The sequence below is a fragment of the Polaribacter gangjinensis genome, from assembly GCF_038024125.1.
In the GTDB taxonomy this organism is placed as follows: domain Bacteria; phylum Bacteroidota; class Bacteroidia; order Flavobacteriales; family Flavobacteriaceae; genus Polaribacter; species Polaribacter gangjinensis.
Map to the genome: position 1 here is coordinate 2834908 of NZ_CP150662.1, position 15759 is coordinate 2850666.

Genomic DNA, 15759 nt, shown 5'->3' on the forward strand with positions numbered 1-15759 from the left:
GTTTAAAAGTTACAAAGAGACAAAGTTACAGAGATGCAATGTTTCAAACTAAAAATTACTTGCTTTTCCAATCATTAATCCAAGAAACCATCACATCAACCCAATCATCATTGTCGTTCATACAAGGAATGTGTTTATAATCTGTTCCTCCAGCTTCTAAAAATTCCTCTTTTCCTTCCATTGCAATTTCCTCCAAAGTTTCTAAACAATCAGATACAAATGCAGGTGTAACAACCGCTAATTTCTTTTTACCTAATTCAGGAAATTTTTCCAATTCAAAATCTGTATAGGGTTTTAACCAAGGATCTTTTAGTAATCTTGATTGAAAAGAATTACTATGATTTGTTTCATTTAAGCCTAATTCTTTGGCAATTGCTTTTGTAGTTTCAAAACATTGATGTCTGTAACAAGTGTGATGTGCTACCGAATTTCGTTCGCAACAAGAACCATCTAATTTGCAATGACTTTTTGTTGGATCCGATTTTTTAATATGACGTTCAGGAATTCCATGGTATGAAAACAGCACATGATCGTATTCAAAATCTTTCAAATGATTTGCAATATTATCACTCATTGCTTTGATATAATCAGGTTTGTTATAAAATGGTGGCAACACATCCAAAATTACATTTGGATATTTTTCAGCAATAATTTCTTCTGCTTTTACAACCACAGTTTCATAAGATGACATGGCATAATGAGGATACAAAGGCACTAAAAAGATTTCTGTAACACCTTGATCAACCAAATTTTTGATGCCTTTTTCCATGCTCATACTTCCATAACGCATGGCAAGTTCAACAGGAATATCTATTTTTTGTTTGATTTTTTCAGTAAATCTCTCAGAAATAACAACTAAAGGTGAACCTTCATCCCACCAGATTTTTTTGTAAGCTTTTGCTGATTTTTTTGGACGGAAGTTTAAAATGATTCCTTTAATCAACAAATAACGTTTCCAATAATCAATGTCAATAACGCGTTCGTCCATTAAAAATTCATCCAAATAGGTTTTAACATCCTTAATTTTTGTTGAATCTGGTGAACCTAAATTGTTTAATAATATTCCTTTCATTAGTAAGGTTTAAAAGTTTAAAAGTTTAAAGTTTAAAGGATGAAATCCTTTTTTTTATTCTGAAATAGTAGAATTTTATTTATAATTTTTTTTAACCGTTTAATTCCTTCCCTTTGGGAAGGTTAGGATGGGCAATTTGATTCGTAATTTCATACAACGTAATTGCCAAACTGTGAATCACATTCATGCTCGAATTTCTTCCATACATAGGAATTTCAATAGTTGCATCTGCCAAACTAGAATTTGAAATTCCATTGCGTTCACTGCCCAAAATTAATGCGATTTTCTTCAAATTTTTGAAATCAAAATCTTGAATTTCGATGCTTTTATCAGTTATTTCTATGCCAATAATAGTGTAACCAAGTTGTTTGAGAGTCGTTATTTTTTCATCAAAATCACTATAAAATTCACATTCAATTTGATTGATGGTATTTCTGGCAGTTTTTACCACTTTTCTATTTTCAATAAATGGAGAACTTTCGTGTAAATACATTTTTTCTACACCAAAACTTTCTGCCACTCTAAAACACATTCCAATGTTTTCGGGAGTTCTAATGGCATCACACAAAATATGAATTGGAAATTTTTGCTGCTTGTTTTTACGTTCGTTGTGAGAGAGTTGTGTCATTTTATATACTTCTTATATCTAACTTCTAAAGTCTAACTTTGAAAACTCATTACATACTTTTTTGGTGTTGTTCCAAACTTTTTTCTGAAAGCAGCAATAAAATGACTTGCTGTGCTATACCCAACTTGCAAACCCACTTCATTAACATTGTATTGATTGCTTTCCAATAATTTTCGAGCGTGTTCCATTTTGTAATCAAACAAAAAACTATACACTGTATCTCCGTAAATTTGTTTGAAACCTTCTTTTAATTTTTTTAAATTCAAACCAATTTCATTTGCAAGTTCTTGTAAACTAGGTGGTTCTGACATTCTTGAAATGATGATTTCTTTTGCTTTTCTGATTTTTAAAACATTTTGTTCATCCACCAAAAACGGACAGTATTCACCCATAGAAGCTTCATCTTTTTGAAAATGCAAACTCAATAATTCATAAATTTTCCCCTTTACATACAATTCTCTGATAGAACTATTGATATTAGAATTGATGATTTGCTGCAAAACAATGGCAACAGTTGGTTTTATTTCTGCATCATCATAATATTTTTTATTGCTATTTTCATTGCTCAAAAAAGTAATGTATCCTGATTCTTTTGAAAATAACGAATGAAATTTTTCAATAGAAATTAAAAGCGAAATTAAAGTTGTTTTTGGCTGAATTTCTAAATTAATTGGCAATGTTCTTTGAGGATTGTACAATAAAATACAACGATTATCCAACACATCAAAAGAATAGGAGCTGTTGTTAAAAAGAAATTTTGAATTTCCTCGTAAACAAAAGTGCATTTGTATGAAAGTACTTTTGATATCTCTCTCAAAGGTTTGTTTTTCAGAGCTTTCGTTTTGAAAATGAAGTACGTAAAATCCGTTCTCTAAATTTATTTCTTCAATGGTACTTTCACCGACATTTTTAAACATATCAAATTTTGTTTTTCAGATTTCTTTTATTTAGAATCATTCTATATTAATTAATTCAAAATACCTGATTTACTTGCAAAAATATGGATTTACAAGGGTTTAAATTATAAAATTTTCCTAAAAAACATCCAACGTTATTAAAAGTACTTTCCGCGACACTTTTTTCTGAATGAACTTTTTATTTTTGTGCGTTTTTTAGAAAATATGCAAGAGAGTAAACAACAGCATTTTTACAATATAGGTGTCAGCTACAAAAAAGCAGACGCTGCTATTCGTGGCAAATTTTCTTTATCAAAAGAAAATCAGATTGCGTTATTAAAGCTTGCAAATCAAAGAGGTTTTGAAGGGATATTTGTGCTTTCAACTTGCAATAGAACAGAAATTACCGGTTTTGCTGAACGTCCATGTCAATTAATCGAATTGTTGTGCGAATTTACAGAAGGTTCTATTCAAGAATTTGCAAAGTTTTCTAATGTTTATAAAAACCAAGAAGCAATAAATCAATTATTCAGAATTGGTACAGGTTTAGAGAGTCAGATTTTGGGCGACTATGAAATAGTTGGTCAATTAAGACAAGCTTTCAAGTTGGCAAAAAAGATGAAAACTACAAACGCTTATGTTGAGCGATTGATGAATAGTGTATTGCAAGCCAGTAAAAAAGTGAAAAATGAAACCATGTTAAGCTCAGGCACAACCTCAGTTTCGTATGCTGCTGTAAAATACATCACTAAAAATTTACCAGATTACAATTCTAAAAACATCTTGGTTTTTGGTTTGGGCAAAATGGGAAAACATACTTGTAAAAACTTAACAGAGTATACAGATATCAACGATGTTTGTTTGATTAACAGAACTGAAGAAAAGGCAACTGAATTCGTTAAAGATTTTTCATCCATCAGAACAGCAACTATCGAAAATTTGTCTTTAGAAATCGAAAAAGCCGATGTTTTAATCGTTTCAACAGGAGCTGAAAAACCAACAATTACTAAAAATCATATTTCACCAAATAAAAAATTATTGATTTTAGATTTATCGATGCCAGAAAATGTGGCTTTAGATGTACAAGACTATTCTGATGTGCAGTTGGTAAATGTTGATGAACTTTCAAAAATTACGGATGAAACTTTGGCAATTCGTCAGCAAGAAATTCCTTTAGCTGAGGCAATTATCGAAACTCATACCAAAGAATTTACAGATTGGCAAAATCACAGAAGATTGGCGCCAACAATTACTGCATTGAAAAATTCTTTGGAATCCATTAAAAACGACGAAATTAACTTTCAAAAAAAGAAATTGCCTAATTTTGACGAAAATCAGGCAGAAATTTTAACTTCACGAATTATCCAAAAAATTACTACTCAATTCGTAAAACATTTAAAAGAGGATGATATTTCTGTTGCGCAAAGCATTCAATTGATCAACAAAGTATTTCAATCTTAAAATAATTTCATGCAAAAAATTATAAAAATAGGAACTCGTGACAGCCAATTAGCACTTTGGCAAGCTCATAAAGTGCGAAAAGAGTTAGAGGCTTTAGGCTTTGAAACAGAGATAGTTCCTATAAAATCTACTGGAGATATTGTTTTAGACAAACCTTTGTATGAATTAGGAATTACAGGAATTTTTACCAAAAATTTAGACATTGCTTTACTAGAAAAACGAATTGATATTGCAGTTCATTCTATGAAAGATGTGCCAACAGTTTTGCCACAAGGAATTGTACAAGCTGCTGTTTTAAAAAGAGCAAATTACAATGATATTCTCGTTTTAAAAGGAACAGAAGAATTTTTTGGTCAGCCAGAAGGAACAATTGCTACAGGAAGTTTGCGAAGAAAAGCACAATGGCTCAATCGTTATCCAACTCACAAAGTCGTTGATTTGCGTGGAAATGTAAATTCAAGATTAGAAAAATTAGAAAATAACGATTGGGATGGAGCTGTTTTTGCAGCAGCAGGATTGGAAAGATTGGGTAAAAGACCTGCTGGAGCAATCAATTTGGGATGGATGATTCCCGCGCCTGCACAAGGTGCAATTATGGTTTCTTGTTTAGAAAGTGATTCTTTTGTCAAAGAAGCTTGTTCAAAATTGAATGATTATGAAACCCAAGTTTGTGTAGGAATTGAACGTGAATTTTTACATCTTTTAGAAGGTGGTTGTACAGCTCCAATTGGAGCGTTAGCATATGTTGATCAAAAAACCCAAGAAATAAATTTTAAGGGAATTTTGTTAAAAAAGGACGGTTCTAAAAAAATCACTGTTACCAAAACAAATCCTTTAGGACGCCACAGATATTTGGCAAAAGATTGCGCAGATTTTATTATCAATAAAGGAGGTAAAGAATTGATGATGGAAGACCAAGAAGTTACCATCACTAAGAAAATTGTCTATTCTACCAAAAAACTTTCAGAAGCTCAAAAAAAATTACTTCCAAGAACTATTGAAATTCAAGATAGCGATTTTATCAAAATTCGTTTCAATAGAATTGCTCCAAAAGTGATGAAAGAAGAAATCGAAAATGTCGTTATTACTAGTCAAAATGGCGTTGAATCTATTTTAAATTCATTTACCAAAAGTGAAATCAATTTCAAAAATATTTATTGTGTTGGTCGAAGAACAAAAAAAATGATAGAAACATCTATAGGACAAGTAACTTTCGTTGCAAAAAATGCAAAGCAATTGGCTGAGTATTTAGTTAAAAATCTAAAAAACAAAGAAGTAACTTATTTTTGTAGTGACATCAGAATGGAGATTTTACCTGCTTATTTGCATCAAAAAAACATTCAATTAACTGAAATTGAGGCGTATAAAACCATGTTAAGTCCTTTGAAAATTGCAGATGATGTTTCAGGAGTGTTGTTTTATAGTCCATCAGGAATTGAAAGTTATTTGAAAAAAAATGATCCAGATAAAGTTGCTTTTTGCATTGGAGAATCTACTGCAGATGTGGCAAAAAAATATTTTAAAAATGTGCAAGTAGCCAACTCACCAGACGTTGAAAGTTTGCTAACATTAGTTAAAAACCATTTTATTACAACTTAAATTTTTAAACTAATTATAGTGTTTAGAACCAGAAGACTCAGAAAAACGGATGCTATCAGAAAGTTGGTTAGAGAAACATCACTTTCTGTGAACGATTTTATTTATCCACTTTTTATTGAAGAAGGCACCAATATCGAAACAGAAATCGTTTCAATGCCAGGAATAAAACGTTTTTCTTTGGATAGAATTGCTATAGAATTGGATGAAGTTGTTGCTTTAAAAATTCCTGCTGTGTTGTTATTCGGAATTCCATCAACCAAAGATGATGAAGGCACAGAAACATGGAACGAAAACGGAATTATGCAAAAAGCGATCCGTTTTATCAAGCAAAATTATCCTAATTTATATGTAATTACAGACGTTTGTTTTTGTGAATATACTTCTCACGGACATTGTGGAATCATTCACGAAAATGATGTTGATAATGATGCAACTTTGGTAAATATTGCCAAGCAAGTTATTTCGCATGCAAAAGCGGGCGTTGACATGGTTGCTCCTTCTGGAATGATGGATGGAACTATTGATATGATTCGTCAATCTTTAGATAATTCAGGTTTTGCTGATTTGCCAATTATGGCATATTCTGTAAAATATGCTTCAGCTTTTTACGGACCTTTTAGAGATGCAGCAGATTCTGCACCTACTTTTGGTGACAGAAAAACTTATCAAATGGATCCTGCAAATAGAGAAGAAGGTTTACGAAAAGCCACTTTTGATGATGAAGAAGGCGCAGATATTTTGATGGTAAAACCAGCTTTGTCTTATTTAGATATCATTCGCGATTTGAAAAATAATTTTGACAGACCCATTGCTTGTTATAATGTAAGTGGTGAATATGCCATGATCAAAGCTGCTGCTGAAAAAGGTTGGATAGATGGTGAAAAAGTCATGATGGAAAGTTTGTTATCCATGAAAAGAGCTGGAGCAGACATTATCATCACCTATTTTGCAAAAGAAGCAGCAAAGGTTTTAAATAAATAATATTCGGTTTTTAGGTATTAGTAATTTGCTAATGGCTATCAGCAAAAAACCAAAAGCTAAAAAAAATGAAATTCTCAAAATCGCAAAAACTATACGAAAAAGGATTGGTAAATCTTGTTGGAGCTGTAAATTCTCCTGTAAGAGCATTTGCTTCTGTTGGTGGAAATCCGTTGTTTATCAAAAAAGCAAAAGGTTCCAAAATCATTGATGTTGATGGAAATGAATATCTAGATTTGGTATTGTCTTATGGTCCAATGGTTATTGGACATCGTCATAAAAAAGTCCAAAAAGCAGTTCACAAGGCATTAAAAAATGGCTATTCTTTTGGAGCATCAACTGAAAATGAAATCAAATTAGCAAAAATTGTATGTGATGCTTTTCCTGGGATGGACAAAGTTCGTTTTGTAAATTCGGGAACAGAAGCTGTGTTGAGTGGCATTCGTTTGGCAAGAGCATTTACAGGAAAAGATAAAATCATAAAATTTTCTGGATGTTATCATGGACATCAAGATGCTTTGTTGGTTGCAGCTGGTTCTGGTTTAGCAACGTTGAGTTTACCTGGAAGTTTGGGCGTTCCAGAAGGTGCAGTGAAAAATACCTTGATTGCAGAATACAATAATTTAGAAAGTGTAAAAGCACATTTTGAAAATCATGATGATATTGCAGCCGTAATTATTGAGCCTATTTGTGGAAATATGGGAGTTGCAATTCCACAAGATAATTTTTTAAAAGAATTGAAAGATTTTTTAACAAGCAAAGGAGCTTTGTTAATTGCTGATGAGGTAATGACAGGATTTCGTTCGAAATTTGGTGGCGCTCAAGAATTATTGGGAGTTGAAGCAGATATTACTTGTTTAGGAAAAGTAATTGGAGGTGGATTTCCAGTAGGCGCTTATGGAGCAAGAAATAAAATCATGGAAAAAGTAGCACCTTTAGGTGGCATGTATCAAGCAGGAACTTTGAGTGGAAATCCAATTGCAATGGCGGGAGGAATTTCAACATTAACCGAATTGAAAAGACAAAATCCGTATCAAAAGTTTGATGAAATTGGCGCAATTTTAGAGGTAATCTTGTTAGAAACTGCCAAAAAATACAATGTAGATTTGGTAGTAAACAGATTTGGTTCTATGATGAATCCTTTTTTCACAAAAAATCAAGTAACCAATTTTAAAGATGCACAAACTTCAGATACCAAAAAGTTTGCAGTTTTCTTTTGGGAAATGATTAAAAACGGAGTCTTTTTACCTCCTTCTCAATTTGAAGCTTGGTTTTTATCATCGGCAATTTCAGAAAAAGATATTAAAATATTTGCGAATGCTGTTGATAAATCGATGTTAGCTGTTTCTCAAATGGAAAATTAAATATAAATCAGAAATGATTAATAAACTTATCACTAAACTAAAAGCTAACAACTAATGGCTAATAGCAATCATATTAAAAACGACTTATTTCTAAGAGCCTTAAAAGGCGAAACTGTTCAAAGACCTCCAGTTTGGATGATGCGTCAAGCAGGACGTTATTTGCCCGAATTTATGGCGATTAAAGAAGAATATGATTTCTTTACACGCTGCCAAACTCCCGAATTAGCATCAGAAATTACAGTGCAACCCATTCGTAGGTTTGGTATGGATGCTGCCATTTTATTTTCAGATATTTTGGTGGTGCCACAAGCCATGAATATTGAAGTGCAAATGAAATCTAATTTCGGACCTTATTTGCCCAATCCAATTCGAAATCAAAAAGATTTAGACAGCGTTATTATTCCTGATGTAAACCAAGAATTGGGTTACGTTATGGAAGCTATAAAAATGACCAAAGAAAAACTCAACAACGAAATTCCGTTGATTGGTTTTGCAGGTTCACCATGGACAATTTTATGTTATTGTGTGCAAGGTCAAGGTTCAAAAACCTTTGACAAAGCCAAAGAATTGTGTTTTACAAATCCTGTTGTGGCACATGCATTATTACAAAAAATTACAGATACAACTATTGCTTATTTAAAAGCAAAAGTTGCAGCTGGAGTTGATGCAGTTCAAATTTTTGATTCTTGGGGAGGTATGTTATCACCAACAGATTACGAAACGTTTTCTTGGCAATACATTCAACAAATTATTGATGCTTTAAAAGATAATATTCCAGTAATTGCTTTCGGAAAAGGTTGCTGGTTTGCATTGCATACTATGGCAAGATCTGGAGCTTCAGCTTTGGGTGTAGATTGGACATGTTCAGCACGAAATGCACGTTACTTATCAGGAGGAAATATCACGTTGCAAGGGAATTTTGATCCTGCAAGATTGTTATCTCCACCTGCTGAAATCAAAAAAATGGTACATCAAATGATCAATGAATTCGGAAAAGACAAATATATTGTGAATTTAGGTCATGGAATTTTACCCAACATTCCACTCGAAAATGCGAAAGCTTTTGTTGATGCTGTAAAGGAATATAAAAGCGCATTTTAATCCTGATAAAAGGAAAAAATGTAAATTTAAAACATAAGAATTTCCTTTCCTTTGGAAAGGATTAAGGATAGGATTATGATTAAAAATATCGTTCTTGGAATCAAAGCTTATGGAGGAGCTTTTGCATTAATTTCAAAATTGAAACTTTGGAAATATTTTGTGATTCCTGTTTTGATCAGTATTTTAACTGCTATTTTTATCGGAATTGAAGCCTATGTTTTGTCTGATAATATTGGTAGTTTTATATCAAAAGCTTGGATTTGGGATTGGGGAAAAGAAGGATTTACAGCCATCAGTAATTTTGTGGGCGCAATCATTATCATTTTTTTAGGATTTATTCTTTACAAACACATCATCATGGCATTTTCTGCGCCATTTATGAGTCCAGTTTCCGAAAAAATTGAAGCACATTTTTATGGAGATGTTTCTCATTTACATAGAAAAACTTCTTTTTTAAGTCAATTATGGAGAGGAATCAGCATCAATATCCGAAATTTATTGAGAGAATTATTGATAAGTATTCCTATTTTGTTATTGAAATTTATTCCAATAATTAATATTTTTTCCACCATTTTATTGCTGTTAGTTCAAGCATATTATGCTGGTTTTGGCAATATGGATTATACCTTAGAGCGTCATTTAACGTATAAAGAAAGCATCAGTTTCGTAAAAAGAAACAAAGGTTTTGCCATTGGAAATGGCATTGTTTTTATGTTGTTTTTATTAATTCCTGTTGTTGGAATTATTTTAGTGTTGCCATTATCAGTAACAGCTGCCACTGTAAATACCATCAAATTGTTGCATGACAAACACGAGCTTGTTTATGAAAAATAAATTCTACAATTACATCGAAAATTTACAAAATTCCATCACTTCTACTTTAGAAAAAATCGATGGAAAAGCCAAATTCAAAGAAGATATTTGGCAACGTGAAGAAGGTGGAGGAGGCAAAACAAGAGTGATTGAAAATGGAGCTATTTTTGAAAAAGGCGGAGTAAATATTTCTGCTGTTCATGGAGAATTGCCTGAAGTTTTACGAAATCAATTTGGAGTAAAAGAAGGCAATTTTTTTGCCTGTGGTTTGAGTTTGGTGTTGCATCCAACAAATCCATTTGTTCCTACAGTTCATGCAAACTGGCGTTATTTTGAAATGTATAATTCTCAAGGTGAGATAGTTACACAATGGTTTGGAGGTGGACAAGATTTAACGCCTTATTATTTATTTGACGAAGATGCTACTCATTTTCATCAGGTTTGTAAAATTGCTTGCGACAAACATCATGCTGATTTTTATCCAAAATTTAAAAAACAATGTGATGATTATTTTTGGAATGCTCACAGAAATGAAGCACGTGGAATTGGCGGATTATTTTTTGATTATTTAAAAGAAACAGACCAATTTTCATTAGAAAATAGATTCGATTTTGTCACAGAAATAGGCAATAACTTTTTAGAAAGTTATGTTCCGATTGTTGAAAAGAGAAGAAATTTCACCTACAATCAACAGCAAAAAGATTGGCAAGAAATCAGAAGAGGTCGTTATGTAGAATTCAATTTGGTACATGATAAAGGCACACTTTTCGGATTAAAAACAAACGGACGAATTGAAAGTATTTTGATGAGTTTGCCACCAAAAGTGCAATGGAAATATGATGTTCATCCTGTAGAAAATTCAGAAGAAGCAAAACTTATCAGCGTTCTAAAAAATCCAAAGAATTGGATTTAGTTTTTTTATTTTTTTACAAAACGGGATTTTCATTGTTTATTTGATAACTTTTTATGTGTAAAACCATAATAAATTGTTAATACGATAATTTTATTTCGAAAAATCTTTCAATTTTCAATTCTTTTTTCAAAAAATGTCATCCCTTTTTTTGTATTTTTGCAATTAGAAAAATCAGAATTACATGGCAAGATTTGAAGTTAAGTTACCGAAAATGGGCGAAAGTGTTGCTGAAGCAACCATCACTTCTTGGTTAAAAGAAGTTGGCGACACTATTGAAATGGATGAGGCTGTTGTAGAAATTGCAACTGACAAAGTAGATTCTGAGGTCCCAAGTGAAGTTTCAGGAACTTTAATCGAAATTTTATTTGAAAAAGATGCTATAGTTCAAGTTGGCGAAACCATTGCTATTATTGAAACAAGTGCTGATGTAAATCCAACAACTGTTGCAAAAACCGTTGTTGAAGAACCAAAAGAGGTTCAAGAAGTTGAAAAAACAATTGAAAAAGCTGCTGAAATTGTGGCAACTCCTATTTTAAAAACTTCTGATTCTGGAAAATTCTATTCGCCTTTAGTGAGAAATATCGCACAAACAGAATGTATTTCTATGGAAGATTTGGAAAATATTGAAGGTTCAGGAAAAGAAGGCAGAGTTACCAAAGAAGATATTTTACAGTTTGTAGCCAATAAAAAATCTGCTCCTAAAACAACTAATAAAGAAGTCGAAACTCCGAAAAAAGTTGTAGAAAGCACGCCAAAAGAACAACCAAAAGTTCCAGTTTCTGTAAATGGTGGTGACGAAATTATCGAAATGTCTAGAATGGGCAAATTGATTGCCAAACACATGGTAGATTCTGTGCAAACTTCGGCTCATGTGCAATCGTTTATTGAAATTGATGTTACCAATATTGTAAAATGGCGTGATAAAGTGAAAGATGCTTTCTTTAAAAGAGAGGGAGAGAAGTTGACTTTTACACCGATTTTGATGCAAGCTGTAGCATCAACCATCAAAAAATATCCAATGATTAATATTACAGTTGATGGTGATAAAATCATCAAACGAAAAAATATCAATTTAGGAATGGCTGCTGCCTTACCAGATGGGAATCTCATTGTTCCTGTAATTAAAAATGCAGATCAATTGAATTTGGTGGGTATGACAAAACAAGTAAATGATTTGGCAAACAGAGCAAGAATCAATCAACTAAAACCAGATGAAATTCAAAATGGAACGTACACTGTTACCAATGTTGGTAGTTTTGGTTCTGTGATGGGAACACCTATTATCAATCAACCACAAGTGGCAATTTTGGCTTTGGGAGCTATCAGAAAAGTGCCTGCTGTGATTGAAACTACTGAGGGTGATTTTATCGGAATCAGACAAAAAATGTTTGTGTCACATTCGTATGATCACAGAGTGGTAAATGGTGCACTTGGTGGGATGTTTATCAGTACCTTAAAAGATATTCTGGAATCTTGGGATTTGAATCAGGATTTTTAAAAGATACTATTTTTATAAAATGATAAAACGCTTGGAATTTCCAAGCGTTTTTTTTTGATATTGTTTGTGTTGAAAATACCTAATAATTTTCAGATATTGAACTTTAACCACTATATTAAAAAAATATTTTATTCAGTAAATATTTTCCTGTTTGGCTCAGAACCATAAAAACGAGTTATAAAAGAATGATTAGTCTTTGGGTCAAATCCATCTCCAATTCCTATAAACTTATAAATAGTTTGTCCATTATTTTCAGATAAAGAAAAAATTGGACATCCAGACATTCCTGATTCAACATACAAAGATGTGTTAATTCGCCTTCCATTTTCTGTCAAATTTCCAATTGTAGAACCTGATTTTGTTCTGCAAATTCTTTTTAGAATGTTTTTTTCATTTAGCCAATCTAAAAATGGATAACCTAATGCAACAATTTTTTTATTTTCTTCAGAACTTTCAATTTCAAAATCCTCATTTATATAGTTAAATTCTCCATTTTTTGGTAATTCAGGTAAAGGATAAATAAATAAGTCAAGCATTTTAGGAAAAAGAAATTCTTTATAAAAATTTCTTTTTTTATCTATTTCAGTATCAAAAAGATGATATGTTCCACTTTTATCTCTGTATCTTAAAGAGATTTTATAGTTACCATAACCAATTAAATCTTTATAGACAGTCAAATCATCTACTGAAATTCCAAATAAAACGTGAACATTAGAACATAAATATGCTAAATTGTTATTCTTAATTAAAAAGCCAGTAGCGTTACCAAAAATATTTTCAGACGAATCAATATACGCTAATAAATAACTATATTTTGATAATTCCATTATTTTAATTTTTAAAAATTTTATTCAACTTAAAATAATATAACCTGATTTCAATAACTTAAATCAGTCATTAGCGAAGTTCGTTCATTTCACCCAAAAAACCAACAGGAAAAACACCCTTTTATTTTTTGCAATACAATCTCCAACTCAAGTCGCTTTTTTGTACTTTCACAGCCAATTTTTTAAAATCCATTTCCAGCAAATGAAATTAAACCATATCACTACATTTTTCTTTTTGTTTACTTTTTTTGTTGGGTTTTCGCAATTGAAAACGATTACTGACAAAACAACCTACCCTTTTTGGATTCACGTTCCAGAAGCTGAAAAAACAGAGAAACAACCCATTTTGATATTTCTGCATGGAAGAAGTCTTTCTGGTACAGATTTGAATCGTGTAAAAAGATATGGCGTGCTCAGAGCCATGGAAAGAGGCAGAGAAATTTCTGCAATTGTGGTGGCTCCTCAGTTGGCAAAAGGAAGTTGGAATCCTGATAAAGTGTTGGAAATTTTAGAATTTGTTCAAAAAAATTACAATACTGATACTACTCGTATTTATGTTTGTGGAATGAGTTTAGGTGGTTATGGAACGCTTCATTTTGCTGGAAAATACGCAGACAAAATCACAGCAGCTGTTGCTATTTGTGGTGGTGGATATGTAAAAGATGCGTGTACATTAAGCACCATTCCACTTTGGATTCAACATGGAGATAATGATTTTATTGTGCCAATTTCTGAATCAAAAATTGTAGTAGATGCCATCAAAAAATGTGATGATAATGGGAAACTTATTTTTTCTGTCATCAATGGAGGAAATCATGGAAGTGTTGAGCGTCTTTTTCATCAAGATGCCATGTATGATTGGCTTTTTCAACAAAAAAGAAACTAATTCTAAGCTGTTTTTTTAAAAGTAATTCTATAAAAAAAACTCGATTTGAATTTTCAAATCGAGCTTTTTTAGTTTTACGCATCCAAAAAACTATGCTAACATCGTTACTGGATTTTCGATAAATGTTTTTAATGTTTGTAAAAACTGAGCACCAACAGCACCATCAACAGTTCTGTGATCGCAAGTTAATGTCAATTTCATAGTATTTCCAACCATAATTTGTCCCTTTTTAACCACAGGTTTTTCAACAATAGCACCAACTGATAAAATTGCTGAATTTGGCTGATTGATGATTGATGTAAAATTATCAATTCCGAACATTCCTAAATTAGAAACGGTAAACGTACTTCCTTGCATTTCTGCAGGCGTAATTTTCTTATTTTTTGCTTTTCCAGCTAATTCTCTTACAGCCGCTCCAATTTGAGTTAAACTCAATTGATTCGTGTGTTTGATAACAGGAACTAGCAATCCATCTTCTACAGCAACTGCCACACCAACATGAATATGACTGTGATAAATTGTGTTATTTTCTGTCCAAGAAGTATTTACTTGTGGATGTTTTTGCAACGCCATTGCACATGCTTTTACAACCATATCATTGAACGAAACTTTGGTATCAGGAATTGCATTGATAAGCGCTCTAGAACTCATGGCATTATCCATATCAACTTCAATAGTTAAGCTGAAATCTGGAGAAGTAAATTTAGAATTTCCTAATGATTTCGCAATTGCTTTTCGCATTTGAGAATTCTTAACTTCTTCTGATTTTTCTTCACCTGAAGCAACAAAAGTTACAGTTGATTTTGCGCTTTCAGTTTTTGGAGCTTCTACTACTTTTGTAGCAGGCGTAAAGTTTTCGATATCTTTTTTTACAATTCGTCCATTTTCTCCAGAACCATTTACATCTGACAAATTGATACCTTTATCGGAAGCAATTTTCTTTGCCAAAGGCGATGCAAAAATGCGTCCGTTTGAAGTTGTTGAGGTAACAGTTGAAGTTGCATCGTTTGAAACTTCAGCGGGTTTTTCTACTGATTTTTCAGGAGTTTTTTCGCTTGCAGTTTCACTGCTAACTGTAAAATCTCCAGCAATAATTCCTGAAACATCTGTTCCTTTTGGGCCAATAATAGCCAATAAACTATCAACAGGAGCAGTTTCTCCTTCTTGAATTCCTACATGTAATAAGGTTCCTTCGTAGAAAGATTCGAATTCCATAGTAGCTTTGTCAGTTTCAATTTCAGCTAAAATATCGCCTTCAGAAACTTCTTCACCAACTTTTTTCAACCAAGTTGCCACAGTTCCATCAGTCATGGTATCACTTAAACGTGGCATGGTAATTACTTGAACACCATCAGGAATTACAGCAGCTTTTGGAGCTGATTTTTCAACAGGAGTTTCGCTTTTTGGAGTTTCGTTTGAAACTTCTTTTACCTCTGTTTTTGGAGTTTCAGCAGCACCACTTAAAAGTCCAGAAATGTCTTCACCTTCTTCACCAATAATCGCTAATAATTTATCAACGGGCGAAGTTTCACCTTCTTGAATACCAATATGTAACAAGGTTCCTTCGTGAAAAGATTCAAATTCCATAGTGGCTTTGTCAGTTTCAATTTCTGCCAAAATTTCACCTTCCTCTACTTTGTCTCCCACTTTTTTTAACCATTTTGCAACAACACCTTCTTCCATGGTGTCACTCAATCTGGGCATATTTATAACTGTAGCCATA

General features: G+C 32.3%; 14 protein-coding genes. 9 read left to right on the forward strand and 5 right to left on the reverse strand.

All coding sequences use genetic code 11. From position 1 onward, the window contains the following. Positions 1–55: 55 nt before the first annotated feature. From hemH to WHA43_RS12460, 3 genes are all read right to left on the reverse strand, one after another. Positions 56–1072, reverse strand: a complete 1017-nt coding sequence (gene hemH, locus WHA43_RS12450; protein ID WP_105045055.1) for a ferrochelatase — start codon at positions 1070–1072, stop codon at positions 56–58. Between the two features lie 91 nt (positions 1073–1163). Then, on the reverse strand, positions 1164–1700 hold the full coding sequence (locus tag WHA43_RS12455; RefSeq protein ID WP_105045056.1) for a TrmH family RNA methyltransferase: 537 nt from the start codon (positions 1698–1700) through the stop codon (positions 1164–1166). A gap of 32 nt (positions 1701–1732) precedes the next feature. Beyond that, positions 1733–2617 carry a helix-turn-helix domain-containing protein gene (locus WHA43_RS12460; RefSeq protein ID WP_105045057.1) on the reverse strand — a complete coding sequence of 295 codons (885 nt, stop codon included), beginning with the start codon at positions 2615–2617 and terminating at the stop codon, positions 1733–1735. Positions 2618–2821: 204 nt separating this feature from the next. On the opposite strand from WHA43_RS12460, the gene hemA reads away from it, so the two are divergent. The 8 genes from hemA (at position 2822) to WHA43_RS12500 (ending at position 12323) form a co-directional block, all read left to right on the forward strand. Continuing rightward, positions 2822–4057, forward strand: coding sequence for a glutamyl-tRNA reductase (gene hemA, locus WHA43_RS12465; RefSeq protein ID WP_105045058.1), 1236 nt, complete (start codon positions 2822–2824; stop codon positions 4055–4057). 9 nt (positions 4058–4066) lie between these two features. Further along, positions 4067–5656, forward strand: coding sequence for a hydroxymethylbilane synthase (hemC, locus tag WHA43_RS12470; protein ID WP_105045059.1), 1590 nt, complete (start codon positions 4067–4069; stop codon positions 5654–5656). Between the two features lie 18 nt (positions 5657–5674). Then, positions 5675–6637, forward strand: a complete 963-nt coding sequence (gene hemB, locus WHA43_RS12475) for a porphobilinogen synthase (RefSeq protein ID WP_105045060.1) — start codon at positions 5675–5677, stop codon at positions 6635–6637. A 65-nt stretch (positions 6638–6702) separates the two neighbouring features. Continuing rightward, complete coding sequence (hemL, locus tag WHA43_RS12480) at positions 6703–7998, forward strand: glutamate-1-semialdehyde 2,1-aminomutase (RefSeq protein ID WP_105045061.1); 1296 nt, start codon at positions 6703–6705, stop codon at positions 7996–7998. A 54-nt stretch (positions 7999–8052) separates the two neighbouring features. Continuing rightward, positions 8053–9099, forward strand: coding sequence for a uroporphyrinogen decarboxylase (hemE, locus tag WHA43_RS12485; protein WP_105045062.1), 1047 nt, complete (start codon positions 8053–8055; stop codon positions 9097–9099). A gap of 75 nt (positions 9100–9174) precedes the next feature. Then, a complete protein-coding gene (locus WHA43_RS12490) occupies positions 9175–9933 on the forward strand; it encodes an EI24 domain-containing protein (protein WP_105045063.1) in 759 nt (252 codons plus the stop codon). Continuing rightward, positions 9923–10825 (forward strand): oxygen-dependent coproporphyrinogen oxidase, encoded by a 903-nt coding sequence (hemF, locus tag WHA43_RS12495; RefSeq protein WP_105045064.1) that lies wholly within the window; start codon positions 9923–9925, stop codon positions 10823–10825. The genes WHA43_RS12490 and hemF overlap by 11 nt, the downstream gene beginning before the upstream one ends. A 181-nt stretch (positions 10826–11006) precedes the next feature. Further along, positions 11007–12323, forward strand: coding sequence for a dihydrolipoamide acetyltransferase family protein (locus WHA43_RS12500; protein ID WP_105045065.1), 1317 nt, complete (start codon positions 11007–11009; stop codon positions 12321–12323). 128 nt (positions 12324–12451) lie between these two features. Here the strand turns inward: WHA43_RS12500 and WHA43_RS12505 are convergent, their stop codons facing one another. Next, a complete protein-coding gene (locus tag WHA43_RS12505; RefSeq protein ID WP_105045066.1) occupies positions 12452–13150 on the reverse strand; it encodes a hypothetical protein in 699 nt (232 codons plus the stop codon). 202 nt (positions 13151–13352) lie between these two features. On the opposite strand from WHA43_RS12505, the gene WHA43_RS12510 reads away from it, so the two are divergent. Next, positions 13353–14036 carry an alpha/beta hydrolase-fold protein gene (locus WHA43_RS12510; protein WP_105045067.1) on the forward strand — a complete coding sequence of 228 codons (684 nt, stop codon included), beginning with the start codon at positions 13353–13355 and terminating at the stop codon, positions 14034–14036. 90 nt (positions 14037–14126) lie between these two features. Here WHA43_RS12510 and WHA43_RS12515 read toward each other — a convergent pair whose 3' ends face one another. Then, entirely contained in the window at positions 14127–15758 is a 1632-nt protein-coding gene (locus WHA43_RS12515; RefSeq protein ID WP_105045068.1) for a pyruvate dehydrogenase complex dihydrolipoamide acetyltransferase, read from the reverse strand. Position 15759: the final 1 nt, after the last annotated feature.

Excerpts from the sequence above, each read along its gene's own strand:
- hemE (WP_105045062.1), top strand. The coding sequence starts at position 8,053 with ATGGCTAATAGCAATCATATTAAAAACGACTTATTTCTAAGAGCCTTA.
- hemF (WP_105045064.1), top strand. The coding sequence starts at position 9,923 with ATGAAAAATAAATTCTACAATTACATCGAAAATTTACAAAATTCCATC.
- WHA43_RS12460 (WP_105045057.1), bottom strand. The coding sequence starts at position 2,617 with ATGTTTAAAAATGTCGGTGAAAGTACCATTGAAGAAATAAATTTAGAG.
- WHA43_RS12490 (WP_105045063.1), top strand. The coding sequence starts at position 9,175 with ATGATTAAAAATATCGTTCTTGGAATCAAAGCTTATGGAGGAGCTTTT.
- WHA43_RS12510 (WP_105045067.1), top strand. The coding sequence starts at position 13,353 with ATGAAATTAAACCATATCACTACATTTTTCTTTTTGTTTACTTTTTTT.
- hemA (WP_105045058.1), top strand. The coding sequence starts at position 2,822 with ATGCAAGAGAGTAAACAACAGCATTTTTACAATATAGGTGTCAGCTAC.
- WHA43_RS12500 (WP_105045065.1), top strand. The coding sequence starts at position 11,007 with ATGGCAAGATTTGAAGTTAAGTTACCGAAAATGGGCGAAAGTGTTGCT.
- WHA43_RS12505 (WP_105045066.1), bottom strand. The coding sequence starts at position 13,150 with ATGGAATTATCAAAATATAGTTATTTATTAGCGTATATTGATTCGTCT.
- WHA43_RS12515 (WP_105045068.1), bottom strand. The coding sequence starts at position 15,758 with ATGGCTACAGTTATAAATATGCCCAGATTGAGTGACACCATGGAAGAA.
- hemL (WP_105045061.1), top strand. The coding sequence starts at position 6,703 with ATGAAATTCTCAAAATCGCAAAAACTATACGAAAAAGGATTGGTAAAT.
- hemH (WP_105045055.1), bottom strand. The coding sequence starts at position 1,072 with ATGAAAGGAATATTATTAAACAATTTAGGTTCACCAGATTCAACAAAA.
- hemC (WP_105045059.1), top strand. The coding sequence starts at position 4,067 with ATGCAAAAAATTATAAAAATAGGAACTCGTGACAGCCAATTAGCACTT.
- WHA43_RS12455 (WP_105045056.1), bottom strand. The coding sequence starts at position 1,700 with ATGACACAACTCTCTCACAACGAACGTAAAAACAAGCAGCAAAAATTT.